Source organism: Streptomyces rimosus subsp. rimosus (assembly GCF_000720725.1).
GTDB classification, from domain to species: domain Bacteria; phylum Actinomycetota; class Actinomycetes; order Streptomycetales; family Streptomycetaceae; genus Streptomyces; species Streptomyces rimosus_A.
Window position 1 is genome coordinate 65,083 of the sequence record NZ_JOCQ01000007.1, and the last position, 24,463, is coordinate 89,545.

26 protein-coding genes are annotated in these 24,463 nt (G+C 72.9%); 15 read left to right on the forward strand and 11 right to left on the reverse strand.

All coding sequences use genetic code 11. From position 1 onward, the window contains the following. Positions 1 to 47: 47 nt before the first annotated feature. Positions 48 to 800, forward strand: a complete 753-nt coding sequence (locus IH45_RS0105480) for an LOG family protein (RefSeq protein ID WP_030370672.1) — start codon at positions 48 to 50, stop codon at positions 798 to 800. 28 nt (positions 801 to 828) lie between these two features. Here IH45_RS0105480 and folP read toward each other — a convergent pair whose 3' ends face one another. Then, entirely contained in the window at positions 829 to 1,728 is a 900-nt protein-coding gene (gene folP / locus IH45_RS0105485) for a dihydropteroate synthase (RefSeq protein ID WP_030662205.1), read from the reverse strand. A gap of 84 nt (positions 1,729 to 1,812) precedes the next feature. Here folP and IH45_RS0105490 point away from each other — a divergent pair, with 84 nt between their 5' ends. Both IH45_RS0105490 and IH45_RS0105495 read left to right on the forward strand, forming a co-directional pair. Continuing rightward, entirely contained in the window at positions 1,813 to 2,232 is a 420-nt protein-coding gene (locus IH45_RS0105490) for a hypothetical protein (RefSeq protein WP_030662208.1), read from the forward strand. Further along, positions 2,232 to 2,840: a DNA-3-methyladenine glycosylase I gene (locus IH45_RS0105495; protein ID WP_030662211.1), complete on the forward strand. Its 609-nt coding sequence runs from the start codon at positions 2,232 to 2,234 to the stop codon at positions 2,838 to 2,840. The genes IH45_RS0105490 and IH45_RS0105495 overlap by 1 nt, the downstream gene beginning before the upstream one ends. A gap of 68 nt (positions 2,841 to 2,908) precedes the next feature. Here IH45_RS0105495 and chcB read toward each other — a convergent pair whose 3' ends face one another. Next, positions 2,909 to 3,709 carry a 2-cyclohexenylcarbonyl CoA isomerase gene (gene chcB, locus IH45_RS0105500; RefSeq protein WP_030662214.1) on the reverse strand — a complete coding sequence of 267 codons (801 nt, stop codon included), beginning with the start codon at positions 3,707 to 3,709 and terminating at the stop codon, positions 2,909 to 2,911. A gap of 314 nt (positions 3,710 to 4,023) precedes the next feature. Here chcB and IH45_RS1000000146240 point away from each other — a divergent pair, with 314 nt between their 5' ends. Continuing rightward, positions 4,024 to 4,191 carry a DUF3117 domain-containing protein gene (locus tag IH45_RS1000000146240; protein WP_003985072.1) on the forward strand — a complete coding sequence of 56 codons (168 nt, stop codon included), beginning with the start codon at positions 4,024 to 4,026 and terminating at the stop codon, positions 4,189 to 4,191. Between the two features lie 167 nt (positions 4,192 to 4,358). Here the strand turns inward: IH45_RS1000000146240 and IH45_RS0105510 are convergent, their stop codons facing one another. After that, positions 4,359 to 5,042: an O-methyltransferase gene (locus IH45_RS0105510; protein WP_030662218.1), complete on the reverse strand. Its 684-nt coding sequence runs from the start codon at positions 5,040 to 5,042 to the stop codon at positions 4,359 to 4,361. Between the two features lie 276 nt (positions 5,043 to 5,318). Between IH45_RS0105510 and sigE the strand changes: the two genes are divergently transcribed. The 5 genes from sigE to IH45_RS0105535 all read left to right on the forward strand — a co-directional run bounded on the left by sigE (position 5,319) and on the right by IH45_RS0105535 (position 10,720). Then, a complete protein-coding gene (gene sigE / locus IH45_RS0105515; RefSeq protein ID WP_030662221.1) occupies positions 5,319 to 6,008 on the forward strand; it encodes an RNA polymerase sigma factor SigE in 690 nt (229 codons plus the stop codon). Continuing rightward, positions 6,005 to 7,000: an anti-sigma factor family protein gene (locus IH45_RS0105520; RefSeq protein ID WP_030662224.1), complete on the forward strand. Its 996-nt coding sequence runs from the start codon at positions 6,005 to 6,007 to the stop codon at positions 6,998 to 7,000. The genes sigE and IH45_RS0105520 overlap by 4 nt, the downstream gene beginning before the upstream one ends. Before the next feature lie 557 nt (positions 7,001 to 7,557). Continuing rightward, positions 7,558 to 9,216 carry a S1C family serine protease gene (locus IH45_RS0105525; protein ID WP_463607443.1) on the forward strand — a complete coding sequence of 553 codons (1,659 nt, stop codon included), beginning with the start codon at positions 7,558 to 7,560 and terminating at the stop codon, positions 9,214 to 9,216. Between the two features lie 171 nt (positions 9,217 to 9,387). Next, positions 9,388 to 9,876 (forward strand): sec-independent translocase, encoded by a 489-nt coding sequence (locus tag IH45_RS0105530; RefSeq protein WP_030662229.1) that lies wholly within the window; start codon positions 9,388 to 9,390, stop codon positions 9,874 to 9,876. A 127-nt stretch (positions 9,877 to 10,003) separates the two neighbouring features. Beyond that, positions 10,004 to 10,720 carry a hypothetical protein gene (locus tag IH45_RS0105535; RefSeq protein WP_032916859.1) on the forward strand — a complete coding sequence of 239 codons (717 nt, stop codon included), beginning with the start codon at positions 10,004 to 10,006 and terminating at the stop codon, positions 10,718 to 10,720. A gap of 115 nt (positions 10,721 to 10,835) precedes the next feature. On the opposite strand, the gene IH45_RS0105540 is transcribed toward IH45_RS0105535, so the two are convergent. The 3 genes from IH45_RS0105540 to IH45_RS0105550 form a co-directional block, all read right to left on the reverse strand. Further along, positions 10,836 to 11,996 (reverse strand): Mrp/NBP35 family ATP-binding protein, encoded by a 1,161-nt coding sequence (locus tag IH45_RS0105540; protein WP_030662232.1) that lies wholly within the window; start codon positions 11,994 to 11,996, stop codon positions 10,836 to 10,838. A gap of 118 nt (positions 11,997 to 12,114) precedes the next feature. Next, complete coding sequence (locus IH45_RS0105545) at positions 12,115 to 12,705, reverse strand: DUF1003 domain-containing protein (protein WP_030662234.1); 591 nt, start codon at positions 12,703 to 12,705, stop codon at positions 12,115 to 12,117. Next, positions 12,695 to 13,993 (reverse strand): magnesium transporter MgtE N-terminal domain-containing protein, encoded by a 1,299-nt coding sequence (locus tag IH45_RS0105550; RefSeq protein WP_030662236.1) that lies wholly within the window; start codon positions 13,991 to 13,993, stop codon positions 12,695 to 12,697. Before IH45_RS0105550 ends, IH45_RS0105545 begins: the two co-directional genes overlap by 11 nt. A 379-nt stretch (positions 13,994 to 14,372) precedes the next feature. Here IH45_RS0105550 and IH45_RS0105555 point away from each other — a divergent pair, with 379 nt between their 5' ends. Continuing rightward, complete coding sequence (locus tag IH45_RS0105555) at positions 14,373 to 15,065, forward strand: hypothetical protein (protein ID WP_032916869.1); 693 nt, start codon at positions 14,373 to 14,375, stop codon at positions 15,063 to 15,065. A gap of 88 nt (positions 15,066 to 15,153) precedes the next feature. Here the strand turns inward: IH45_RS0105555 and IH45_RS0105560 are convergent, their stop codons facing one another. Then, complete coding sequence (locus IH45_RS0105560; protein WP_030662240.1) at positions 15,154 to 15,729, reverse strand: hypothetical protein; 576 nt, start codon at positions 15,727 to 15,729, stop codon at positions 15,154 to 15,156. A 47-nt stretch (positions 15,730 to 15,776) separates the two neighbouring features. Continuing rightward, positions 15,777 to 16,913: a magnesium and cobalt transport protein CorA gene (locus IH45_RS0105565; RefSeq protein ID WP_030662243.1), complete on the reverse strand. Its 1,137-nt coding sequence runs from the start codon at positions 16,911 to 16,913 to the stop codon at positions 15,777 to 15,779. 520 nt (positions 16,914 to 17,433) lie between these two features. Here IH45_RS0105565 and IH45_RS0105570 point away from each other — a divergent pair. Next, on the forward strand, positions 17,434 to 18,030 hold the full coding sequence (locus IH45_RS0105570; protein ID WP_030662246.1) for a suppressor of fused domain protein: 597 nt from the start codon (positions 17,434 to 17,436) through the stop codon (positions 18,028 to 18,030). Between the two features lie 128 nt (positions 18,031 to 18,158). On the opposite strand, the gene IH45_RS0105575 is transcribed toward IH45_RS0105570, so the two are convergent. After that, positions 18,159 to 19,421 carry an MFS transporter gene (locus IH45_RS0105575; RefSeq protein WP_030662249.1) on the reverse strand — a complete coding sequence of 421 codons (1,263 nt, stop codon included), beginning with the start codon at positions 19,419 to 19,421 and terminating at the stop codon, positions 18,159 to 18,161. Positions 19,422 to 19,599: 178 nt separating this feature from the next. Between IH45_RS0105575 and IH45_RS0105580 the strand changes: the two genes are divergently transcribed. The 3 genes from IH45_RS0105580 (at position 19,600) to IH45_RS0105590 (ending at position 22,068) form a co-directional block, all read left to right on the forward strand. Next, positions 19,600 to 20,238, forward strand: coding sequence for a DUF6758 family protein (locus IH45_RS0105580; protein ID WP_030662252.1), 639 nt, complete (start codon positions 19,600 to 19,602; stop codon positions 20,236 to 20,238). Positions 20,239 to 20,392: 154 nt separating this feature from the next. Further along, positions 20,393 to 21,247: a PHP domain-containing protein gene (locus tag IH45_RS0105585; RefSeq protein ID WP_030662255.1), complete on the forward strand. Its 855-nt coding sequence runs from the start codon at positions 20,393 to 20,395 to the stop codon at positions 21,245 to 21,247. A gap of 215 nt (positions 21,248 to 21,462) precedes the next feature. Continuing rightward, entirely contained in the window at positions 21,463 to 22,068 is a 606-nt protein-coding gene (locus tag IH45_RS0105590) for a MarC family protein (protein ID WP_030662258.1), read from the forward strand. A 124-nt stretch (positions 22,069 to 22,192) separates the two neighbouring features. On the opposite strand, the gene IH45_RS1000000149215 is transcribed toward IH45_RS0105590, so the two are convergent. Beyond that, positions 22,193 to 22,345, reverse strand: coding sequence for a hypothetical protein (locus IH45_RS1000000149215; RefSeq protein WP_003985759.1), 153 nt, complete (start codon positions 22,343 to 22,345; stop codon positions 22,193 to 22,195). Positions 22,346 to 22,557: 212 nt separating this feature from the next. On the opposite strand from IH45_RS1000000149215, the gene IH45_RS0105600 reads away from it, so the two are divergent. After that, on the forward strand, positions 22,558 to 23,499 hold the full coding sequence (locus IH45_RS0105600) for an NYN domain-containing protein (RefSeq protein WP_030662261.1): 942 nt from the start codon (positions 22,558 to 22,560) through the stop codon (positions 23,497 to 23,499). Positions 23,500 to 23,568: 69 nt separating this feature from the next. On the opposite strand, the gene IH45_RS0105605 is transcribed toward IH45_RS0105600, so the two are convergent. Further along, positions 23,569 to 24,447 (reverse strand): alpha/beta fold hydrolase, encoded by an 879-nt coding sequence (locus tag IH45_RS0105605; protein ID WP_030662264.1) that lies wholly within the window; start codon positions 24,445 to 24,447, stop codon positions 23,569 to 23,571. Positions 24,448 to 24,463: the final 16 nt, after the last annotated feature.

The window sequence follows — 24,463 nt, forward strand, 5'->3', positions numbered from 1 at the left end:
CCGATCTACCCTTGCCGGACACCGACCGGCAGCGGAGGGAGCACGATATGGCCATCCCCGAGGAAGAGCGGGCGTGGGAGGAACAGCGGCTGGGACCGGTGGTGCGCCGGCGCGATCAGGTGCAGCGGGGGACGACGGACCAGCGGCTGCTGGACACCGCCGAGGGCGACACGGAGTGGGTGCACACCGATCCCTGGCGGGTCATGCGCATCCAGTCGGAGTTCGTGGAGGGCTTCGGCGCGCTGGCCGAACTCCCGAGTGCCATCAGCGTCTTCGGCTCGGCCCGTACGCCCGTCGGCTCGCCCGAGTACGAGACGGGCGTGGCCCTCGGCCGGGCGCTGGTGGAGGCCGGCTTCGCGGTGATCACCGGCGGCGGGCCCGGCGTGATGGAGGCCGCGAACCGGGGCGCCCGGGAGGCCAAGGGCGTCTCCGTCGGCCTGGGCATCGAGCTGCCCTTCGAACAGGGCATGAACCCGCACGTCGACATCGGCGTCAACTTCCGCTACTTCTTCGTCCGCAAGACGATGTTCGTGAAGTACGCGCAGGGGTTCGTGGTGCTGCCCGGCGGCATGGGCACCCTCGACGAGCTGTTCGAGGCGCTGACCCTCGTCCAGACGCGGAAGGTGACCCGCTTCCCGATCGTGCTCTTCGGTACGGAGTACTGGAACGGCCTCGTCGACTGGCTGCGCGACACGGTCGTCGCCCAGGGCAAGGCCTCCGAGCACGATCTGCTGCTGTTCCACGTCACCGACGACGTGGACGAGGCGGTGGCGCTGGTGTCCAAGGAGACGGGGAAGTAGCCGTACGGGCGGAGCTCCCGCCCGTCCGCTAAGCGAGCCCCCGGCGGGCGACCGCCGGGGGCCGGTGGCCCGCGATCGAGGCCACCATCTCCAGCACCTGCCGGGTCTCGGCGACCTCATGGACGCGGTAGACCTGCGCGCCCAGCCACGCCGACACCGCGGTCGTCGCCAGCGTCCCGAGCAGCCGCTCCTTGACCGGCTTGTCCAGCGTCTCGCCGACGAAGTCCTTGTTCGACAGCGAGACCAGCACCGGGAACGGGGTGTTCCCCGCCCGGTCGAAGCCGAGGTCCCCGGGAACGGCGGCCGTCATCTCGCCGAGCCGGCGCGTCGCCTCCAGGCTGTGCCGGGTGTTCTTCCCGAAGTCGTGCCCCGGGTCGATCATGATCGCGTCCCGGCGTACGCCCAGCTCCACCGCGCGCTCGGCCAGGCCCAGCGTCACCCGCAGGATGTCCGCCATCACGTCCTCGTACGCCACCCGGTGCGGGCGGGTCCGCGGCTCGACACCACCCGCATGGGTGCACACGAGACCGGCGCCGTAGCGGGCCGCGACCTCGGCCAGCTTCGGGTCCACCCCGCCCCACGCGTCGTTCAGCACATCGGCGCCGGCCTCGCAGACCGCCTCGGCCACATCGTGCCGCCAGGTGTCCACACTGATCACCACGTCCGGGTGCCGCCGGCGCACCTCGGCCACGAAGCCGACCGTGCGCCGGGCCTCCTCCGCGGCGCTGACCTCCTCGCCCGGGCCCGCCTTGACCCCGCCGATGTCGATGATCGCGGCACCCTCTGCCACCGCCTGCTCCACCCGGGCGAGCGCGGGCTCGTCGCTGAAGGTGGCCCCCTGGTCGTAGAAGGAGTCCGGGGTCCTGTTCACGATCGCCATGATCACCGGCTCGTGTGCCGTGAATTCCCGATGGCCCAGCCGCAGCATCGCTTCTCCCTCTTCGTGGTCCGGCAGCGACCCTAACCGTCACACCCGCATGGCACGATCAGGGGCAACACATAGCTCGGGGAGATGGTCGTGTTCTGGTTCCTGCTGATCGCGATGGTCGTGGTGGTCGCCGCGGTCACGCTCGCCGTGGTCGGCGGGGGTGAGGCGGGCGGCCTCGGCGAGGCCGCGCCGGACCGGCTGTACGACCCGCTGCCCGCCGACCGGCCCGCCTCCCGCGCCGACGTGGACGCGCTGCGGCTGCCGGTGTGCGTACGCGGCTACCGCATGAACGACGTCGACGACGTCCTGGACCGGCTCGGCGCCGAGCTGGCCGAACGGGACGCGCGGATCGCCGAGCTGGAGTCCGCCCTCGCGGGGGCGCACGCCGCGGCGATGGGCGCGCCCGGCCTGATCGAGGACGGGCCCGCCGACCGGGCCGAGGAAGGGCCGGAGCAGGGGCACGCCCCGGCGTCCGGCGGCGAGGACGAGGGGAAGACCGTCTGATGACTTCGGTGAGCACGGCGCCGGACGGGGTGCCGCGCTGCCCCTGGGGCATGGAGTCGGAGAAAATGGCCGACTATCGCACGTACCACGACACCGAGTGGGGCCTGCCGGTCCACGGCGACGACGCGCTGTTCGAGCGGATGAGCCTGGAGGCGTTCCAGTCCGGGCTGTCCTGGATCACGATCCTGCGCCGCCGCGAGGGCTTCCGGGCCGCGTTCGCGGACTTCCGGATCGAGGCGGTCGCGCGGTTCACCGACGCGGACGCCGAGCGGCTGCTCACCGACGCCCGGATCATCCGCAACCGCGCCAAGATCGCCGCAGTGATCAACAACGCCCGGGTGGCGGCCGGGCTGGAGCCGGGCGAGCTGGACCGGCTGATCTGGTCGTACGCCCCCGAGCGCGGCGCCCGGCCCGCGCCGCGCACCCTCGCCGATCTCGCGCCGGTCACCCCGGAGTCCACGGCGCTGGCCAAGGATCTGAAGAAGCGCGGCTTCCGCTTCGTCGGCCCGACCACGGCGTACGCGACGATGCAGGCGTGCGGCCTGGTCAACGACCACCTCGCGGACTGCCATGTGCGGGACGCGGTGGAGGCGGCGGCGGAGGGCTGAGGAGCCCGGCCGGCTCCCCGGCCGGGCCGCCGGGCCCGGGCGCTCTCCCGGTCAGCGCCCCGGAAAGGTCAGCGCCCCAGGAAGCGCGGCTTCTCCTTCTTCACGAAGGCCTCCACCGCGATGTGGTGATCTTCCGAGGCGCCCGCCCGGGTCTGGAGCTCCTCCTCCTTGGCGAGCGTCTCGGTGAGCGTGTGAGCGGCCCCGTACGCCAGGGATTCCTTGATCGCGGCGTACGCGGCGGTCGGCCCCGCGGCCAGCGTGCGCGCCACCGCCGCCGCCTCGGCCGCCAAGTCCGCCGCCGGTACGACCTTGTTGGCGATGCCCAGGTCGTACGCCTCCTGTGCGGTGATGCTGCGCGGGAAGAGCAGCAGGTCGGCGGCGCGGCCGTGGCCGACGAGGCGGGGCAGCGTCCAGGAGATCCCGGAGTCGGCGGTGAGCGCGACGCCCGCGAAGGAGGTGTTGAAGGAGGCGGTGTCGGCGACCACCCGGAAGTCGGCGGCCAGCGCGAAGCCGGCGCCCGCGCCCGCCGCGACCCCGTTCACCCCCGCCACCACCGGCTTCGGCATCCCGGCGAGCGCCGTGACGATGGGGTTGTAGTGCTCGCGCACCGTGCTCATGGTCTGCCCGGAGCCGGTCGCGCGGTCCTCGGCCAGCAGCCCGATGTGCTCCTTGAGGTCCTGGCCCACGCAGAAGGCCCGGCCGGTGGCGGTCAGCAGGACGGCCCGTACGGCCGGGTCGGCGGCGGCCTCCCGCAGCGTGTCCCGCAGGGCGGCCTTGGCCTCCGTGTTCATCGCGTTCATCGCGTCGGGACGGTTGAGGGTGATCGTCCCGACGCCGTCGGTCACGTCGTAGAGCACGGTGTCGGCCATGGTGAGGGGTCCCTCCGTCGCGGCTCGGGCTGCTCGGCTGTGGCAGCCGTCGCTCAGGATGCCGGAGATCATCGGCGCCCGTCATGTGACGTACGTCAAACAACCGGCGAGGACCGGACGCCGGTGGATGGCGAAGTATCGCAGCCCACTCCCCGAATTGGGTGGTTTTGCGAGAGCGCGTTGCCGAAGGGATGCTCCCCGATGTTGGTCATCGGGTCGTGCGATGCGGGATAATGGCCTGGAAGCAATGTGTTCGATGCCGGTGACACCTGGGTTGTCGGCTGCGTGAGCTGGTTTCAGGAAGGGGAACGAGCATGGCGGCCATGAAGCCGCGGACGGGCGACGGCCCGCTCGAGGTGACCAAGGAGGGGCGGGGCATCGTCATGCGCGTTCCGCTCGAAGGCGGCGGTCGACTCGTCGTCGAGCTGACTCCCGACGAAGCCAAGGCCCTGGGCGAGGCCCTGGAGAAGGTCACCGTCTGACAGGGCAGCCGCCCTGATGCTGCGGTTTCCCGGGGCTGACCCCTGGACCCCCAGCCGAATACCCGGGCCCCGGCCGGTGCTCGCGCGCGTGCGCGACGCCTGCCGGGGCCGCGTTCGTTTCCGGGGCGGCCGGGCGGCGGCCGTTCCCGCGTACGCCACGGCCGCGCTCAGCCCCGCTTGACGGCGCACAGCAGGCCGTCGCCCACCGGCAGCAGGGACGAGACCAGCGCGTCGCTCTCGCGCAGCGTGCGCAGCAGCTCCCGCAGGCGCAGCACCTCCGCGGGCTGCGCCGCCGAGTCGACGGTACGGCCGTCGGCGAAGACGCCCTCGAAGCAGACCAGGCCGCCGGGGCGCAGCAGCCGCAACGATTCAGCGAGGTAGTCGAGGCACTCCATGCGGTCGCCGTCACAGAAGACGAGGTCGTAGCCGCCGTCCGCGAGCCGGGGCAGGACGTCCAGGGCGCGGCCGGGGATGAAGCGCGCGCGGTTGCCGGCGAAGCCCGCTTCCCGGAACGCCTGCTTCGCGAACTGCTGCCGTTCCGGTTCCAGGTCGACCGTCGTCAGGACACCGTCGGGGCGCATACCGTGCAAAAGGTAGATACCCGACACTCCCGTGCCGGTGCCGATCTCGGCGACCGCCTTGGCGTCCGCCGTCGCGGCGAGCAGGCGCAGGGCGGTGCCGGTGCCCGTGGAGACCGCCCGGATGCCCACCTCCCGCGCCAGGTCACGGGACCAGTGCAGGGCGGCGTCGGCCTTGTCGTCGATGGTCCCGGCGCCGTACGCCTCGGCGAATGCCAAGCTCGTCTGCCGGTTGCCGGTAATGGCCCTCTCCTGTCCCCGTAGTTGACGCAACCGTGACTGTATCCGCTGCGTGCGGGAACCCGCAGATGGGACCGGGCGTTGAAGCACTGCAGGGGGGATGCGTCGGTGAAGACCCAGCGAGATGTACGGGATGACACGAAGCCAGACCAAAAGCAGGTCAAATCTGCTTATCCGGAGCTAACGGGCGAGGTGGATATGGTAGGGGCTCTACTGGACACCACCAGAGCCACCAGGGGAGGTGCGGCTGCGGCGGGTGACCGATGGGCGCGCAGGCGCTTCAGGCGGTCGGTCGTCGAGCCGAAATCCGTGACAGACACCGCTGACCGTTCCCGCTCCCACGGCCTCAAGGGCAGGGCAGGGGCCGCCGACACCGCTACGACAGCGACCTTCGCCGCCGAAGCGGACGCGCAGGTCTGGTCCCCGCCCAGCTGGGAGGAGATCGTCAGCACCCACAGCGCACGCGTCTACCGCCTCGCCTACCGCCTCACCGGCAACCAGCACGACGCCGAGGACCTGACGCAGGAGGTGTTCGTCCGCGTCTTCCGCTCGCTGTCGACGTACACCCCCGGCACCTTCGAGGGCTGGCTGCACCGCATCACGACCAACCTCTTCCTGGACATGGTCCGCCGCCGCCAGCGCATCCGCTTCGACGCGCTCGGCGACGACGCGGCCGAGCGGCTCCCCAGCCGCGAGCCCTCCCCGCAGCAGCACTTCAACGACACCCACTTCGACGCCGACGTGCAGCAGGCGCTGGACACCCTCGCGCCCGAGTTCCGCGCCGCCGTGGTGCTCTGCGACATCGAGGGCCTGTCGTACGAGGAGATCGCCGCCACGCTCGGCGTCAAGCTGGGCACGGTCCGCAGCCGGATCCACCGCGGCCGCTCCCACCTGCGCAAGGCGCTCAAGCACCGCTCCCCGGCGGCGCGCGCCGAGGAGCGCGAGCGCGAACAGCGGACGCTCACTTCGCTCACTACAGGGGAGGTCGGAATCGCGTGAGCGGTACAGGCGGTCCGTCCCCCGCCGAGCATCATCTCGGCGACCGCCTCGCGGCTCTGGTCGACGGGGAGTTGGGGCATGACGCGCGCGAGCGGGTGCTCGCGCATCTCGCTACGTGTGGAAAGTGCAAGGCGGAGGCCGACGACCAGCGACAGCTGAAGAACGTCTTCGCGGCAACCGCGCCCCCCGGTCCTTCCGAGGGGCTGCTGGCGCGTCTCCAGGGCCTGCCCGGAGGTGATGCCGACGGCTATGGAAGGCGGCTGGGCCGCGGCGGCCCCGGTGGCGGCGCGTTCGGCGGTGACTTCGCCGAGGGCGCCGAGTTCGAGGCGCGCGGCGGTTCGATCCGGTACGCCCCGTCCGGGGGGCACGCCATGGGCGCGGTGCCGCGGCAGCCGCGCTCGCGGGGGTTCCGTATCCACGAGACGGAGCGGCCCGGGCCGCAGCGCCGCCGGTTCGCCGCCGCGGCGGCCGGTGCCGTCTCGCTGGCGGCGATCGCGCTCGGCGGCGCGCTGCCCCTGGAGGCGGCGGTCGACACCCCGGGCGGCCGTACGGACGGTACGGGCAGCCAGATGACGCCGCTCAGCGCCACCCCGGGCCTCTACGGCCGGCCCGGCCCGGTCCACGGCATCCCCCTGTCCGCGACCGGCACCCCCTGGTCCCGCTCGCTCCCGGCCGCGGGCGCCACGGCGGAGCCGGCGCCCAGCTCGCTGGGGCTGACCGGGCCGTCGGCGCCGTCCGCCGCGCGGTCCGCCGCGCCGCTGCCGCTCTCCCTGGTCGGCTGGCCGTCCGACGGCCGCTCCGCGCTGACGGTGCCGACCGGTCAGGGCCTGCCGTACCTCGCACCGGCCGTCGCGTCCCCGCTGTCCGGCGCCCGCGCCGACGCCCGGCCGCTGCCGCCCGCGGACGCCGGCCGTCCCCTGGCCGGGGCCTTCGGACCGTCCGCTCCCGCCTCCCGGGAGACACTGACCGCCCACCGCCCCGTCCAGCGCTGACCGCGTCCTGCACGGGGCCGCTCGGACCTGGTTGAATCGCTGTCCGGGCGGTGCGGCGCGCCGGGCTCTTGCCGGGCCGCGCCGCCGGTGAGGTGGCGATGCCCGCGTGACACGGCGGGCGAATCGGTGGGGAGATCATGGACGAGGGGACGGCCGCCGGGCCGAAGCGGAACTGGTGGAGCCGGCCGGGACAGCGGTCCGCGCATCCGGCGGCGGATTCCGCGGCGGCGCCCGGTGAGGCGGCGGCGGGGGCGGAACGGGATGCCGTGTCGGCGGGCGGTTCGCCGGAATCAGGCCATATGTCGGAATCAAGCGGTACATCCGTAGCGACTGGTGCGTCTGAACCCGCCCCTGACACAGCCTCACCCCCGCCTGCGACCGGCTCGTCCTCCGACGTGCCGCCTCCAGCCGACCGGACCCCCGCGCCGCCGACTGCACCGCCGACCGCGCCTCCGCCCGCCCCGCCGCAGCAGCCGCTGCACCCCCAGGACCCGTACGGCACGCCTCCCTACGGCGACCCCGGGCCCTGGGCGCCCGCGCCGCCGGTGCAGCGCCCGATGGCCACCCCGGCTCACGGCACCGGCGTCCCGCCGCAGGGCACGGGCGCCATGCCGCAGGCCGCCGTACCGCCGCCCGGTCAGCAGCCTGCCTACGGAACCGGCGCGCCCGTACCGCCCCAGCAGCCGTATCCGGCCCAGCCGCAGCCCCCCGCGGCCCCGGCCGGGGCCCAGCCGTACGCCGACTCCGCCCGCACGCCGATGCCCCAGGCCGAGCCGACGGCCCCGCACGCGCCGGTCCCGCACGACCCGGCCGGGTCCCACGACCCCATGGCCACCCCGTCCTCCGGCACGGACACCACCGTGCTCACCAAGGGCGACGGCGCGCGGCTGCCCGCCGTGGCGCACGACGCGTCCGGCGCCCCGCTCCCGCCCGAGACGCACGGTGCGCCCCACCCGGGGCAGCCGCCCGTACCGCAGCCGGTCGGACAGCAGCACGGCGAGGCGACGGGGCACTGGCAGCAGTACGACCCATGGCGCTCACCGCAGCACGGCGCGGCGATGCCGCTGGGCACGCCGCCCCCGCCCCCGGCGGCTCCCCGGCGCAACCGCCGGGGCGCGCTGGCGGCCGGCGCGGTCGCGCTGGCGCTGCTGGCGGGCGGTATCGGCGGCGGCGTCGGCGCGTACATCGAGCGCAACGGCGGTCTGGGCTCCATCGAGTTGCCGCAGGACACCGGCGACCGGGGCGGCCGCAAGGCGGACAGCGTCGCCGGCATCGCCCAGGCGGCCCTGCCCAGCGTGGTCACCCTGCATGTCCGCGGCAATTCCGAGCAGGGCACCGGCACCGGCTTCGTCCTCGACAAGCAGGGCCACATCCTCACCAACAACCACGTCGTCGAGCCGGCCGGCACCGGCGGCGAGATATCGGTCTCCTTCAGCGGCGGCGAGACCGCCAAGGCCAAGGTCATCGGCCGGGACGGCGGCTACGACCTGGCCGTCGTGCAGGTCCAGGGCGTCTCCGGGCTGCGCCCGCTGGCGCTCGGCGACTCCGACTCGGTACGGGTGGGCGATCCCGTCGTGGCGATCGGCGCCCCGTACAACCTCGCCAACACGGTGACCGCGGGCATCATCAGCGCCAAGCAGCGGCCCATCACCGCGGGCGGCAAGAAGGGCGACGGCAGCGACGTCTCGTACGTGGACGCCCTGCAGACCGACGCCCCGATCAACCCGGGCAACTCCGGCGGCCCGCTCGTCGACTCCCGGGCGCGGGTGATCGGCATCAACAGTGCCATCCGCGCGGCCGACAGCTCCGGCGGCGGCCTGGAGGGCGGCGGTCAGGGCGGCAGCATCGGCCTCGGCTTCGCCATACCGATCAACCAGGGCAAGTGGGTGGCCGAGCAGCTGATCAACAAGGGCCGGGTCATGCACCCGGTGATCGGCGTCACGCTGGAGATGGAGTACGCGGGCGACGGCGCCCGGGTCAGCTCCAAGAGCAAGGACGGCGGCACCCCGGTCACCCCCGGCGGCCCGGGCGCCAAGGCGGGCATCAAGCCGCGCGACGTGATCACCAAGGTGGACGGGCAGCCGGTGCACAGCGGCGAGGAGCTGATCATCAAGATCCGCAGCCACCGGCCGGGCGACCGGCTCACGCTGACCCTGCGCCGGGACGGCGCGGAGCAGACGGCGCAGCTCACCCTGGGCGCCTCCAGCCAGGAGTGAGCGCCGGGCCCGGGACCCGGCGTGAGCGTTTGCACGGTGTTGGGGCGGGCGACTCCCGTCGGATGCCCGGGGCCAGGTACCGTGATAGGCGGCCTGGCCCATAGGCCGGACAGGTCCCCCTCGACCCCCTAGGTCCCAGTTGGCCGCGGATCACCCCCAAGGAGCTGCAAGGTGTTCTTCGACATAGGACCCCTAGAGCTGGTCGCGCTCGTGATCCTTGCGGTTCTGATCTTCGGGCCGGACAAGCTGCCCAAGGTGATCTCGGATGTCATGGGGTTCGTGCGCAAGGTGCGGGCGTTCTCGGACAACGCCAAGGAGGACATCCGCAGCGAGCTGGGGCCGGAGTTCAAGGACTTCGAGTTCGAGGACCTCAAGCCGCGCAACTTCGTGCGCAAGCACGTGCTGGAGAACGACCAGTACGGCCTCCAGGAGATCCGCAACGGCTTCGACCTGAAGAAGGAGATGGCCGAGGTCACGGACGCGGTGCACGGCACCGACAGCGCCTCCTCCGCCGACCGGGGGGCCGCGCCCCGGGTGAGCTTCGACAAGGGCGCCCCCGACGCGGGCACCGGCGGCGGATCCGCGGCGCCCGACATGTTCAAGAAGGGCGCGAAGCCGTCGCCGGGCGAGCGCCCGCCGTTCGACCCCGATGCCACCTGACTCGTCTTATGCAAGCCTTATGCCTGCTGGTGCCGACCGGGTTGACTATGCTCCCCGTGTCCGGGGTGAGGTCGCCTGAGGGGGGCGGGCCGCCCACGACATTGGGCAACTAGGAGGCTCCGCGCAGATGGAGACGACGGGTCGGGCAGGAGTGCGGGCGGTCACCGCCGGCGCCGCGCGCAAGGTCGACGGCTACCTGATGGCCGCTTTCCCGTGGTACGGACTCGACGACGCGTTCACCGGTCCCCGCTGGCTGATGCAGGTCGGTGCGGCCGCGGACGGCACGGTCGAGCACGGCGCCACCGGCCACGGCCAGGAGCCCACCATAAAGGTGGAGACCGCGCCGGACGCGGAGCGCTTCGCGGTCGTGGTGACCGTCGCCAGCCGGCCGGTGCGGCGCAGCGCCGACGGCACGGGAGTCCTGGAGGCCACCTCCGTCGCCACGGCGGCCTGGCTCGCCGGGTCGGGCCTGCTCTCCCGTACGTGGCCGACGCAGATGGACCGCTCGCTGCGGCAGGACTGGCTCGACCAGCAGACGATGCTCGCCTGGGAGCTGGCCGACGACCTCGGCGGCGAGGGCTGGAGCGCGCTGACGCTGCCGGTGGACGGCGTGCCGACGCCGTTCCGCTACCGCGAGTCGGAGTACGGCTGGGTGCTGGCCGGCTCGGCCGGTGACGGCCCCGGGGGCGTGCACATCGGGGCGTACGGGCGCGGGATGAGCGCGTACGGGCTGGGCTTCGCCGTGGTCAAGGACCTGAGCGTGTACGAGCACGGCAGGCGCGGCGCGGCCACGGAGGACGCGCGGACGGACGATGTGCCCGCGGAGGGCGTGACCGCGGACTGACGCGGGGCCGGGAGCGCCCCGCACGCGCCGCACGGCGCCACGAAGAAGGGGCGAGCCCGTCGGGCCCGCCCCTCGGCGCATTCCGGCCACCGCTCCCGGCGGCGTCCGGACCGGCTCAGAACTTGTTGCGCGGCGTGATGCCCAGCGACATGCCCGCCAGGCCGCGCTGCCGGCCGCCCAGCTTGTCCGCGATGGCGCGGATCGCCGCGCCGGCGGGGGAGTCCGGATCGGTCAGCACCACCGGCTTGCCCTCGTCGCCGCCCTCGCGCAGCCGTACGTCGATCGGGATGGCGCCCAGCACCGGCACCTGGGTGCCGGTCGTCTTCGTCAGGCCCTCGGCGACCCGCTCGCCGCCGCCGGTGCCGAACACGTCCACCATCTCGTCGCAGTGCGGGCAGGGCAGCCCGGACATGTTCTCCACCACGCCGACGATCTTCTGGTGGGTCTGTACGGCGATGGAGCCGGCCCGCTCGGCGACCTCCGCCGCGGCCTGCTGCGGGGTCGTGACGACCAGGATCTCCGCGTTCGGGACCAGCTGGGCCACCGAGATGGCGATGTCGCCGGTGCCCGGGGGCAGGTCGAGCAGCAGCACGTCCAGGTCGCCCCAGTACACATCCGCCAGGAACTGCTGGAGCGCGCGGTGCAGCATCGGGCCGCGCCAGACCACCGGGGCGTTGCCCGGGGTGAACATGCCGATGGAGATCACCTTCACGCCGTTGGCCGACGGCGGCATGATCATGTTCTCGACCTGGGTGGGCCGGCCGTCCGCGCCCAGCATCCGGGGCACCGAGTGGCCGTAGATGTCGGCGTCCACCACGCCGACCTTCAGGCCGTCGGCCGCCATCGCCGCGGCCAGGTTGACCGTCACCGACGACTTGCCGACGCCGCCCTTGCCGGAGGCGACCGCGTACACCCGGGTCAGCGAGCCCGGCTTGGCGAACGGCACCTCGCGCTCGGCGGTGCCGCCGCGCAGCGAGGAGGCCAGCTCCTTGCGCTGCTCGTCGCTCATCACGTCCAGCTCGACGGTGACCCCGGTGACGCCCGCGACGCGCGTCACGGCGTCCCGTACGTTCGCGGTGATCGTCTCGCGCATCGGGCAGCCCGCGACCGTCAGATAGACCGCCACCGCGACCGTGCCGTCCGCCGCGATCTCCACCGATTTGACCATGCCCAGTTCGGTGATGGGGCGGTGGATCTCGGGGTCGTTCACCGTGGCGAGCGCGGCGCGGACCGCGTCCTCGCTGGGCGCTGCGCCTTGGGGCGTGTCGGTAGCCATGCTCCAAGACTACGGCGCCGGTGGGGGCCTCCGGAAAGGCCGGTCGGCGGTCGTGTTCGTCACTCCCGGCGCCGGCCGCGCGCCGGGACCACCGGCCCCCGCCGTACGGGGCCCGGCCCTACTCCCGCCGCCGGTACTCCCCGTCGCCCTCCGCGTCCACCAGCTGACGCAGCTCCAGCTCCTTGAGCACATCCTGGAGTTCGGAGCGGATCCAGTCCCGGGTGGCCACCTCGCCCAGGCCCAGCCGGAGCGCCGCGATCTCCCGGGTCAGGTACTCGGTGTCGGCGATGGCGCGCTCGTTCTGCTTGCGGTCCTGTTCGCGGGTGACCCGGTCCCGGTCGTCCTGCCGGTTCTGGGCGAGCAGGATCAGCGGGGCCGCGTAGGACGCCTGGAGCGAGAGCATCAGCGTCAGGAAGATGAACGGGTACTGGTCGAAGCGCAGATCGTCGGGCGCGGCGACGTTCCAGATGATCCACACCACGATGATCACCGTCATCCAGACGATGAAGCGGCCGGTCCCCAGGAAGCGGGCGATCTTCTCCGACAGCCGCCCGAACGCCTCCGGGTCGTACTCCGGCAGCAGGCTGCGGCGCGGCGCGCGGGGCTGGTCCAGACGCACCCGGGGGCGCCCGCCGCCCGGCCCCGAGCCGGGCGCCGCGCTCAGCGCCCGCGCGCGCTCCTTGACACCGTCCCGTTCCTCAGCGCCCATCGTCCGGCTCTCCCTCCCGGTCCGCCGCCGCGCCGGGCGGGCCGTGCATCTCCGCCTCGCGCCAGTCCTCGGGCAGCAGATGGTCCAGTACGTCGTCGACGGTCACCGCGCCCAGCAGCGAGCCGCTCTCGTCCACGACCGGCGCCGCGACCATGTTGTAGGTGGCCAGATAGCTGGTCACGTCGTTCAGCGGGGTGTCCGGCGGGAGCGGCGGCAGATCGGTGTCGGCGACGGAGCTGACCAGCGTGAACGGCGGGTCGCGCAGCAGCCGCTGGAAGTGCACCAGGCCCAGGTACTTGCCGGTCGGCGTCTCGTCCGGCGGCCGGCACACGTAGACCTGCGCGGCCAGCGACGGCGAGAGGTCGGGGTCGCGCACCCGGGCCAGCGCGTCCGCGATCGTCGCGTCCGGCCGCAGCACGATCGGCTCGGTCGTCATCAGGCCGCCCGCGGTGCGCTCCTCGTACGCCATCAGGCGCCGCACGTCCGCCGCGTCGTCCGGCCGCATCAGACCGAGCAACCGTTCCTTCTCCTCCTCCGGCAGCTCGGAGAGCAGGTCGGCGGCGTCGTCCGGGTCCATCGCCTCCAGGACGTCGGCGGCCCGCTCCTCCGCGAGCTTGCCCATGATCTCGACCCGGTCGTCCTCCGGCAGCTCCTCCAGGACGTCCGCCAGCCGCGCGTCGTCCAGCGCGGCGGCCACCTCGCCGCGCCGCTTCGGCGTCAGGTGGTGCAGGGCGCTGGCCAGGTCGGCCGGGCGCAGCTGGTCGAAGGTGGCGAGCAGGTTCTCCGCGCCCTGCCCGTGCTCCTCCAGCGAGAACCCGGTCACCGCCGACCACTCCACGGTCACCGCCTCTCCCTTGCGACGGAGCGCCCCGCCCTTCCCCTTCCGCACGAAGACCTTCTCGATCTCCCAGTCGCGGCGGGCCGGCAGCTGGGTGATGCCGATGTCGAGGACGGTGGCCTCCTCGTCCGTCTCGACCAGACGCACCCGGCGGTCCAGCAGCTCACCGAGGACCAGCGTCTCCGAGGCGCGCTGTTCGAAGCGCCGCATGTTGACCACGCCGGTGGTGATGACCTGGCCGGACTCCACGCCCGTCACCCGGGTCATCGGCAGGAAGATCCGGCGGCGGCTGATCACCTCGACGACCAGGCCCAGCAGCCGGGGCGGCCGGCCGCCGACCCGCAGCAGCGCCACCAGGTCGCGCACCCGGCCGACCTGGTCGCCGTTGGGGTCGAAGACGGCGACGCCCGAGAGGTGCGAGACGAACACCCGGGGGGTGACCACCGCCATGCTGAGTGCCTCCGCTTCCGTCGCGCCGCCGGGTCCGGTCCGCCGCGTCGCCACGGCCGCGCCCGTTCCTGCCTCGCGTTACGTGTTGCCGCTCATCCGCAGGTGAAGCCCCCCACGGAGCCTTGATCCGAATTCAGGCTAACGTGCACCGGCCGGTGCCGCCCGGGCGGGAAGGGCCGTACGGTGTCCACCACGTACTCCGCCGTACGGCGTGCCCGGCCCCGGGTACGCTGCCGTACTGCCGCCGAGGTCATCCGTATCAGGAAGCAGAGCCGTCGTGACCACATTCCCCTCGGCAGGCCCCGCCCGGGCCTGCTTCCGCCGTCCGGCCGCTTCGCACCGCAGGCGCGGGGCGGCGCTGACGGCGGCGGTGTGCGCGGTGCTCGCCGGGGCGCTGGCGGGCTGCGCGGCCGAGGACCCGGACGCCGGTACGAACGGAGTCGGCAAGCTGCCCGCCGACCAGATCCAGACCAAGGCGCAGACGGCCGCCCGCGGTGCCGGAACGGTACGGCTCGCCGGCAACCTGGTCAGCCAGGGCCGTACGTACAAGCTCGACATGCGGCTCGGGCAGAACGGCGCCCAGGGCCAGCTGTCCACCAAGGCCGCCACCTTCCAGCTGCTGCGGGTCGCCGACGCGCTGTACCTGAAGGCGGACGCCGGCTTCTGGGAGCGCGAGAAGGGCGCCGCCCCGTCGAAGAACGACGGGACGTCCGCCTCCAAGCTCATCGGCAAGTACGTGAAGGTGCCCGCCTCCGACCCCGTCTACAAGCGCTTCAGCGGCTTCACCGACAAGGACACGCTCCTGGGCAGCCTGCTCGGCCTGCACGGCAAGCTGACCACCGGCGAGCGCGGCACCGTGGACGGCACCCGCTCCATCCGTATCGCCGCGGCCCAGGGCAGCGGCGGCACGCTCGACGTCTCCCTCGAAGGCAAGCCGTACCCGCTGCGGCTGCGCCGCGCGGGCGGCGCCGGGGAGGTGCGGCTCACCGACTGGGGCAAGCCGGTGGACCTGCGGGCGCCGGCGGCGGACCAGGTGATCGACTACGGAAAGTCGATCACGATCGGGGACTAGGTCCGGTCAGGTCCGGTCAGGTGCGATCGGTGCTGACCGGGACCGACCAGGTACCGGCCGGGGCTGGCCAGGATCGGCCGGGGCCCCCTCACCCCTTCCGCTTCCTCCGCAGAAGCTTCGGAAGGGCCGCCGGGATCGGCTCGCGGGTGGTGGCCGGAGTGGGCAGGGGAGCGGCGGCCCGGGAGGAGCCGTCGAAGTCCGTGCGGGCCGCGGCCTCCGTGATCGGGACCAGCTTCAGCACGCGGCATTCGCGCGCCCAGCGCTCCGGCATCGTCTCCGCGTCCGGGGCGTTGAGCCGCTTGCCCTTGAGGTCCTCCACGGCGGCCTGCCAAACCTCGCCGTCCGGCGTCAGCTCGCTGACCCGGGCCTGCCAGCTGACCAGCCGGCCGCCCTTGTCCTTGCTGCGCACGGTGACGGTCGCGGTGCCGCCGTCCACCAGGCCCAGGTCGTGCAGCGGCTGCTCGTCGGCGGGGTCGGCCGTACCGGCGGTCCGGCCCGTACCATCGCCGCCCGCGCCGACCACGCACGCGGCGCCGTCGTGCCAGACGTGCCACAGCGCCCGCGCCGGGCCGGTGGCGCCCCGTACCCAGATGAGGCCGGACTTCTTCGTGGCCTCTTCGATGAGCGCGCGGTCCAGCAGCGCCTGCGACACGGTCTCCGTCATGGGAGCAGCCTAATGGGCGGCGGGTGGGCGGCCCGGACCGTACGGCCCTACAGCCAGCCGTTGCGCTTGAAGCCGCGGTGGATGCCGAAGCAGATGGCGACGGTGACCAGCAGGACGAGCGGGTAGCCGTACTTCCACTTCAGCTCGGGCATGTACTCGAAGTTCATGCCGTAGATCCCGGCGATCATCGTGGGCACCGCGAAGATCGCCGCCCATGAGGTGATCTTGCGCATGTCCTCGTTCTGCGCCACCGTCGCCTGCGCCAGATTGGCCTGGAGGATCGAGTTGAGCAGGTCGTCGAAGGAGAGCACCTGCTCGGTGACCCGGGCCAGGTGGTCGGCCACGTCCCGGAAGTACTTCTGGATGTCGGTGTCGATCAGCCGCATCGGGCGCTCGCTGAGCACCTGCATCGGCCGCAGCAGCGGCGACACGGCCCGCTTGAACTCCAGCACCTCGCGCTTGAGTTGGTAGATCCGCCCGGCGTCGCCGCCCTTCGCCGAGCCCTTGCCGCCGCCCGCGCCCTTGCCGTCGGATCCGGAGCTGAAGACATCGATCTCCACCTCGTCGATGTCGTCCTGCATCGCCCCGGCCACCGCGATGTAGCCGTCCACGACCTGGTCGGCGATGGCGTGCAGCACCGCGGAGGGGCCCTTGCCGAGCAGCTCGGGGTCGTCCTGGAGGCGGTGGCGCAGCGCGCGCAACGAGCCCTGGCCGCCGTGCCGCACGGTCACGATGAAGTCCTGGCCGGTGAAGCACATCACCTCGCCGGTCTCCACCACCTCACTGGTGGCGGTCAGCTCCGCGTGCTCCACGTAGTGGACCGTCTTGAAGACGGTGAACAGGGTGTCGTCGTAGCGCTCCAGCTTGGGCCGCTGGTGGGCGTGGACGGCGTCCTCCACCGCCAGCGGGTGCAGCCCGAACTCCCGTGCGATCTCGGCGAATTCCGCCTCGGTGGGCTCGTGCAGCCCGATCCAGGCGAAGCCGCCGTCGCCGCGCACGCTCGCCATCGCCTGGGACGGCGTGACGTGGTCGCTGACGCGCCGCCCGTCGCGGTAGACGCCGCAGTCCACGATGGCGCTGTTGGCGTGGGCGGACCGACGGAGATCGGTCTCGTACTTGTACGGGGAGTCCTCGCGCCGCCGGGACGGGCGGACGGCGGCACGCAGGTCGCGGATCATCGACATGGGCAGGCTCCTTCACGGGCCGGCCGCCAGCCGCGGGCGCGCGGCGTAACGCTGCCCGGAACGTGGACGTACGAGACGGCACTGGCCATACGTCCGCAAAGCGGGCGGCGCTCCGTGCGCAGGTCTGACGGCAGTTCGCAGAAAACACGGAAACGAGAGTCGAAGGCGCTCTTCCGTCATCTGCTTCCGGCGCGAAGGAACTTCGCGGGTTTCACCGCGGGCGGCGGGGGTACGGAAGCCCCTGGATCAAGAAAGCCGCTGGGCGCGCGGGGAGATGACGGGAGAACTGTCGGTACTGCACGGTCGACTTGGATCCACCGCAGCCCCACCTCCTCCGGCCGGTCCCCGCTGGGGGACGAACGTCATTCCCTGACCAGACGGCAAGGCTATCAGCCGCCGGAACCGATCCGGCGCGCCTTTGCCCGTTCCATACGATCGCCCCGTGAACGTCCCGGCGACGCCGTGCGCCCGTCCGCCGGGCGGCGGCGGCCGGGCCCGTACCCCGGCCTATGCTCGCGGCATGTCTGACGTTCTTGAGCTGGTCGAAGCCCGTTTGCGTACGACCCTGGGCGAGCCGGACGCGCGCGCCGCCGTCACCTTCCTCGGCACCGACCGGATCGAGGTGCTGCGCTTCCTCGGCGGTGGCCCGGACGGCGATCTCGTGCGCTATGTCACCCTCGGAATGTCGGACCGGCCGATGACCGACCCCACGGCGGTGCTGGCCGACCCGGTGCGCGGCCCGCGCGCCGAGCTGGTGCTCTCGGTGCGGGCCGGCCGCGCCGACACCGACAAGGTGCTCCGCGCGCTCGCCGTGCTCGCGGCGTCCCCGCAGGTCGAGGGCGTGATCGTGGCGCCGGGCGCGTCGCTGGACGTGGGGGAGCCGCTGTGGCCGGGCGCGCCGTTCACGTCCGTACTGGTCGCGGAGTCCGGCGGCCTGGTCGAGGACCTGGAGCTGGACGAGCCGCTGGAGCCGGTCCGCTTCCTGCCCCTGCTGCCGATGACGCCCAACGAGGCCGCCTGGAAGCGGGTGCACGGCGCCGAAGCGCTCCAGGAGCGGTGGCTCAAGGGCGGAACGGATCTGCGCGATCCGCTGCGTGCGGGGGTTTCGCTGACGTAGGGCGGGGCCGAAGGGCGGTGCTGTATGGCGGGGCTGTGCGGCGTGGTCGTACGGGGTGGGGCCCCGCGCAGCGGTACGGCGCGCCGCCCGGGGTGGGTGGCGCGCCGTACCGTGGCGCTGAGGGCCCGTCAGTTGGCGAAGGCGGACACGCCGTCCTCCGTGGCGTGCCGCGGCTCCAGCTCGTGCGCCCGTATGGTCAGCGCCCGGCGCCGTACGGCCACGATGCCCGCGCCGGCCAGCGCCGCGACAGCCGCGACCACGAACGGGATGTGGATGTCGGTCCACTCCTCGATCTTCGGCGCGAGGAACGGTGCCGCCGCCGCGGCGAACCAGCGCACGAAGTTGTAGCCCGCGCTCGCCACCGGCCGCGGCGCGTCGGAGACGCCGAGGGCCAGCTCGGTGAAGACGGTGTTGTTCAGGCCGATGAAGGCGCCGGACAGGATCGTGCAGACGACGGCGGTGGTGTGGTTGCCGTAGCCCAGGACGACGAGGTCGGCGGCGAGCAGCACCAGCGAGCCGCCCAGGACCTTCAGCGACCCGAGGCGCTCCTGGAGGCGCGGCGCGACCAGTACGGAGAAGACGGCGAGCAGCACGCCCCAGGCGAAGAAGACGCCGCCGGACTTGTACGGGCTCATGTCCAGCACGAACGGCGTGAAGGCCAGCACCGTGAAGAACGCGTAGTTGTAGAAGAACGCGGAGGCGGCGGTGGAGGCCAGGCCGCCGTGGCCGAGCGCCTTGACGGGGTCCAGTACGGACGTCTTGCGGGCCGGGCGCGGCTGCTCCTTGAGGAACACCGTGATCGCGACGAAACCGATGGCCATCAGGACGGCGGTGCCGAAGAAGGGGTAGCGCCACTTCATGTCGCCGAGGATCGCGCCGAGCAGCGGCCCGCAGGCCATGCCGAGGCCGAGCGCCGACTCGTACAACAGAATCGCCGCGGCGCTGCCTCCGGCCGCCGCTCCCACGATGACAGCAAGCGAGGTGGAAACGAACAGCGCGTTGCCGAGCCCCCAGCCGGCCCGGAAGCCGACCAGCTCGCCCACCGAGGAGGACGTGCCGGACAGCGCCGCGAAGACCACCACCAGCGCCAGCCCGGCGAGCAGCGTCTTGCGGCCGCCGATCCGGCTGGAGACGAAGCCGGTGACCAGCATCGCGACCGCGGTGATCAGGAAGTAGGAGGTGAACAGCAGGGAGACCTGGCTGTTGGAGGCGTGCAGCCCCTTGGCGATGGAGGGGAGGATCGGGTCGACGAGGCCGATGCCCATGAAGGCGACGACCGAGGCGCCCGCCGTGGCCCAGACGGCCATCGGCTGGCGCAGGATGCTCCGGCCGCCCTCGTCGAACGGATCCTCTCCGGCGCCGCCGTGGCCGCCGCTGTCGCTTGCCCGCATGCCGCTGTCCCTTCCTGGTCGTCGGCTTTCGCCCCAGCAGAACGTTGCTATATGCACACAATAAGTTAGTCACCCTAAAGAGTGCAAGCTACAACTACCACTGGCGGGTGCCCGTCCGGGGCTCCGGATGGGTGATCGTCCTTGACGCGGCGCCCGGCCCGGAGGACCGTGGGGCTCTATGAGGGGCGAACCCAGTTGCCCGAAGTGCGGTGGCCGGGTGCGGGCGCCCGGTCTCTTTGCCGACTCCTGGCAGTGCGGCGTGCACGGCACCGTGCACCCGCTGCAACCGGTCGTCCCGCCCAGCGTCGAAGCACTGGCCGTGGTGGTGCGCCGCGCCTGCGTACCGGTCTGGATGCCGTGGCCGCTGCCCGTCGGCTGGCTGTTCACGGGCGTCGCCTGCGCGGGCGACGACCGCAGCGGCGGACGCGCCACCGCCGTGGCCTGCTCGGGCCCGGGCCCGCTCGGCGGCCCCGGCGAACTGCTGCTGATCGCGGAGGAACTGGGCGTCGGCCTCGGCGCGCGCTACGCGGGCATCGACGGCCCCGACCCCGGCCCCCACATGTGCGTGAACAGACCGCCGCACGTAAAGGTGCTGGCAGCCGGCCGCCCGACACCGCTGTGGCACGTCGAGGGAGCCCCCGAAGACCGCGCGGTCTTTGCCGGGGAGGCGCGCGGACTGTGGCTGTGGGCGGTCGTCTGGCCCGCCGAGTCGGGCCTGCTCCTGTACGACGAGCTGGTGCTCACCGACCTGCGCGACGCGGGCGCCGAGGTGGACCTGCTGCCTTGCGGGGCGTTGTCGCCCCGGTTGCTCGCCTGAGGGAGTTCCGGGCCGGGCCCGACCACCAGGGCGGCGGCATTCCGCGCAGCGTGTGACGGAACCCGCGCGGTCGCGTGTTCGAGGGGGTGGCAGGTGGCCGGTATTCTTCTGACGTCCCCCTGGCCCGCCCCGTAGCAGTCTGGAGTTCCGCGTCGTGCGCATCGACCTGCACACCCACTCCACTGCTTCCGACGGTACGGACACCCCCGCCGAGCTGGTACGGGGCGCCGCGGCGGCCGGGCTGGACGTCGTCGCGCTGACCGATCACGACTCCGTGGGCGGGTACGCCGAGGCCAGGGCCGCGCTGCCCGCGGGGCTGACCCTGGTCACCGGTGCCGAGCTGTCCTGCCGTATCGGCGGCGTGAGCATGCACATGCTCGCGTACCTCTTCGACCCCGACGAGCCCGAGCTCGCCCGCGAGCGGGAGCTGGTCCGCGACGACCGGGTGCCGCGCGCCCGGGGCATGGTCGCCAAGCTCCGGGAGCTGGGCGTCCCGGTCACCTGGGAGCAGGTGGCGCGGATCGCCGGGGACGGCGCGGTGGGCCGTCCGCACGTCGCCGCCGCGATGATGGAGCTGGGCGTCGTCGGGACCGTCTCCGACGCCTTCACGCCGCAGTGGCTCGCCAACGACGGCCGGGCCTACGTCGACAAGCACGAACTGGACCCGTTCGAGGCGATACGCCTGGTCAAGGCCGCGGGCGGAGTCACCGTCTTCGCGCACCCGCTGGCGGTCAAGCGCGGGCGGACCGTCCCCGAGAGCGTCATCGCCGAGCTGGCGGCGGCGGGGCTGGACGGCATCGAGGTGGACCACATGGACCACGACGACGCCGCGCGGGCGCGCCTGCGCGGCCTGGCCGCCGACCTCGGCCTGCTGACCACCGGCTCCAGCGACTACCACGGCAGCCGCAAGACCGTCGCGCTCGGCGAGTACACCACCGACCCCGAGATCTACGGCGAGATCGTGCGCCGCGCGACCGGCGCCTTCCCCGTACCCGGCGCGGGCGGCTGACCGTACCGCGTTCCGGCCGCCCGGCCGGTCCGTACCGCGCTCCGCGCCCGGCGGGCGATCACCTCACCGCGCCCTGTCCGAGCCGCGTTGCGTCCGGGGCGCGCCTGCCGGGGCGCGCCGGCGAAGGGCGTCGGCATGCCCCCTTCGCCCTCCCGGCCACCGCCGTCCACCCGCTTTCCCTGCTCTCCCGTACTACCTCCCGCAAGGCCATCACCGTGTTCGACTTCGCTGTCTTCAGCACCCTCTTCGTCACCCTGTTCGTGATCATGGATCCGCCGGGGATCATCCCGATCTTCCTCGCCCTCAGTTCCGGCCGCCCCGCCAAGGTGCAGCGGAAGATGGCCTGGCAGGCCGCCACCGTCGCGTTCTGCGTCATCGCCGTCTTCGGCCTCTTCGGTGAGCAGATCCTCGGGCGCCTGCACATCACCCCACCCGCGCTGATGATCGCGGGCGGGCTGCTGCTCCTGCTGGTCGCGCTCAGCCTGCTGACCGGCAAGTCGGAGCAGCCGACGCAGACCAAGGACGTCAACGTGGCGCTGGTGCCACTGGGCATGCCGCTGCTGGCCGGGCCGGGCGCGATCGTCTCGGTGATCCTGGCGGTGCAGCACGCGGACGGCTTCAGCGCCGAGCTGTCCGTGTGGGCGGCGATCGTCGCCATCCACGTGGTGCTCTACGTCGTGATGCGCTTCTCGCTGGTGATCATCCGGGTGATCAAGGACGGCGGTGTGGTGCTGGTGACCCGGCTCGCCGGCATGATGCTCTCCGCGCTCGCGGTGCAGCAGATCATCAACGGCGTCATGCAGGTGGTGCGCGGCGGCTGACGGCCGGGGCCCGCGCCGGCGCCCGGAACACGCGAAGCGCCCCGCGCGAAGTGATTCGTGCGGGGCGCTCCGTGCGCCGGACATGACGCGTTACGTCACGCGTACATGAGTGACGCGGCGTGAGTCATCGGGCGGCGGTATCGGCTGGGCGGATGTAGATGCGCTGGCCGACTGCGGCGGCCTGCTGCACGATCCGGTTGACGGAGGCGGCGTCCACGACGGTGCTGTCCACGGCGGTGCCGTCGACATCGTCCAGGCGCATGATCTCGAAGCGCATAACGGCTTCTCCCTTCGTCTGATCCTCCTGCGGAGAACTTTGCTGTTGTACGGGGTACTCGCGGGGCGTCGGTGCCCTGCGTTCCCAGTGGGTACAACGACATGCTGCCTGCAATCATTCCCTACGCTAAAGAAAATTTTCGGCCGTCTAAGTACTGACGGGTAGCGAGAGCGGTTGTGCGCGCTGAGTGACCGGCCGGACAATGGGCCCGTATGAACGACGACGTGCGGCCCACCGCCCCCTCAGCCGACCTCATCGCCGTGCTCGCGGGCATCGAGCGGACGAACGAGCTGCTCACCCGGGTGCTCGCGGAGGTCGCCACCACCCCGTCCACCCACGCGGCCTTCGTCGACGCGGGCTATGTGTACGCCGCCGCCGGGCGGCTGGTCGCCGGGACGGAGGACCGGCGGGCCTTCGAGCTGGACGCCGAAGGGCTGATCGAGGCGTTCATCGACAAGGCCCGCACGATCTTCCCGGACAGCCGGCTGCTGCGCGTCTACTGGTACGACGGCGCCCGGCGCCGCATCCACACCGCGGAACAGCAGCGCGTCGCCGAGCTGCCGGACGTCAAGGTCCGGCTCGGCAACCTGAACGCGAACAACCAGCAGAAGGGCGTCGACTCGCTGATCCGCTCCGACCTGGAGTCGCTGGCCCGGCACCGCGCGATCAGCGACGCGGTGCTCATCGGTGGCGACGAGGACCTGGTCTCGGCGGTGGAGGCCGCGCAGGGCTACGGCGCCCGGGTCCACCTGTGGGGCATCGAGGCGGTCGAAGGGCGCAACCAGGCCGAGCCGCTGCTGTGGGAGGTGGACAGCCAGCGCACCTTCGACCTGGAGTTCTGCAAGCCGTACGTGACCCGGCGGGCCGCCGCGCCCGACGGCGCGGACCCGGTGGCCGACGGCAGCGGCGGCGTCCCGCCGACGCGCGACGAGGTGCGCTTCGTCGGCGCGCGGGTCGCCGCCCGCTGGCTGGCCGAACGCGGCGCCCCCTGGGTCACCGAGCTGCTGCCCGGCCACCCGTACCTGCCCGGCACGGTCGACCAGGAGCTGCTGACCGCCGCCGAGGCCCTGCTGCGGCACTCGCTGCGCGGGCACGCGGACCTGCGCCGGGCGCTGCGGGACGGCTTCTGGGAGCACGTGCGGGCGCAGGGGTAAGGGCGCCCGTACCGGTTACGGCGATCGGGCGGCCTGCCGGGCGGCCTGGCGGGCGGTCTACCGGGCGGTCTATCGGTCCGTCGTGGTCCCGCGGTCCGTGTCGCGCCAGAATGCCGCCAGTGCGGCGGCCGTCTCGGCGGGCCGCTGCGCGTTGGGGGAGTGCTCCGCCCCTTCGATCACCGTACGGCGGGCCCCCAGCCGCTCGGCCATCGTGTCCATCTCCGACACCGGCCACACGTAGTCCGCCGTGCCCGACACGACGTGCTTGGGCAGGGTCACGGCGGCCAGCTCCGCCACCCGGTCCGGCTCCGCGATCATCTGCCGTCCGGTGGCGGCCAGCTGCCGCGGCGCGGTGTTCATCCAGCGCCGGTGCAGGAACGCGCCGATCTCGGGCGGGGTCGCGGCGTCCTCGGCCTCCGGCGGGTCGAGGTCGCGCATGGCCAGCCACACCGACTGCATGTCCATCGTCCCGAGGGCGTCGATCAGCATCTGTACGCGGGCCTGCTGGGCCGCGACGATGGCGCCCGGGCCGGAGCTCATGACGGTCAGGGAGCGGAACGGCGCGGGATCGCGCAGGACGGCGGTCCGGGCGACGAGGCCGCCGAAGGAGTGGCCCAGGAGGTGGACCGGTCCGGCGTCCAGGGCGCGGGCCTGGGCGAGTACGTCCTGCGCCAACTCGCCCAGCGCGTAAGCGGATTCGTCGTCCGGGCCGGGCGTCTCGTGCTGTCCCCGCCCGTCCACGGCCACCACCCGGAAACCCGCGGCGGCCAGCGGCTCCAGGAGACCGATGAAGTCCTCCTTGCTGCCGGTGAAGCCCGGCACGAGCAGCGCGGTCCCGGCCGGTGTCCCGTCGGGGCGGGCGTCGTGGACGGCGAACTCGCCGCGCTCGGTGACGAGTCGGCGTGCGCGGGCGCACGCGGGCAAGGTGAGGGTGGGCGGCTTGCTCATGGGGACGAGGCTATCG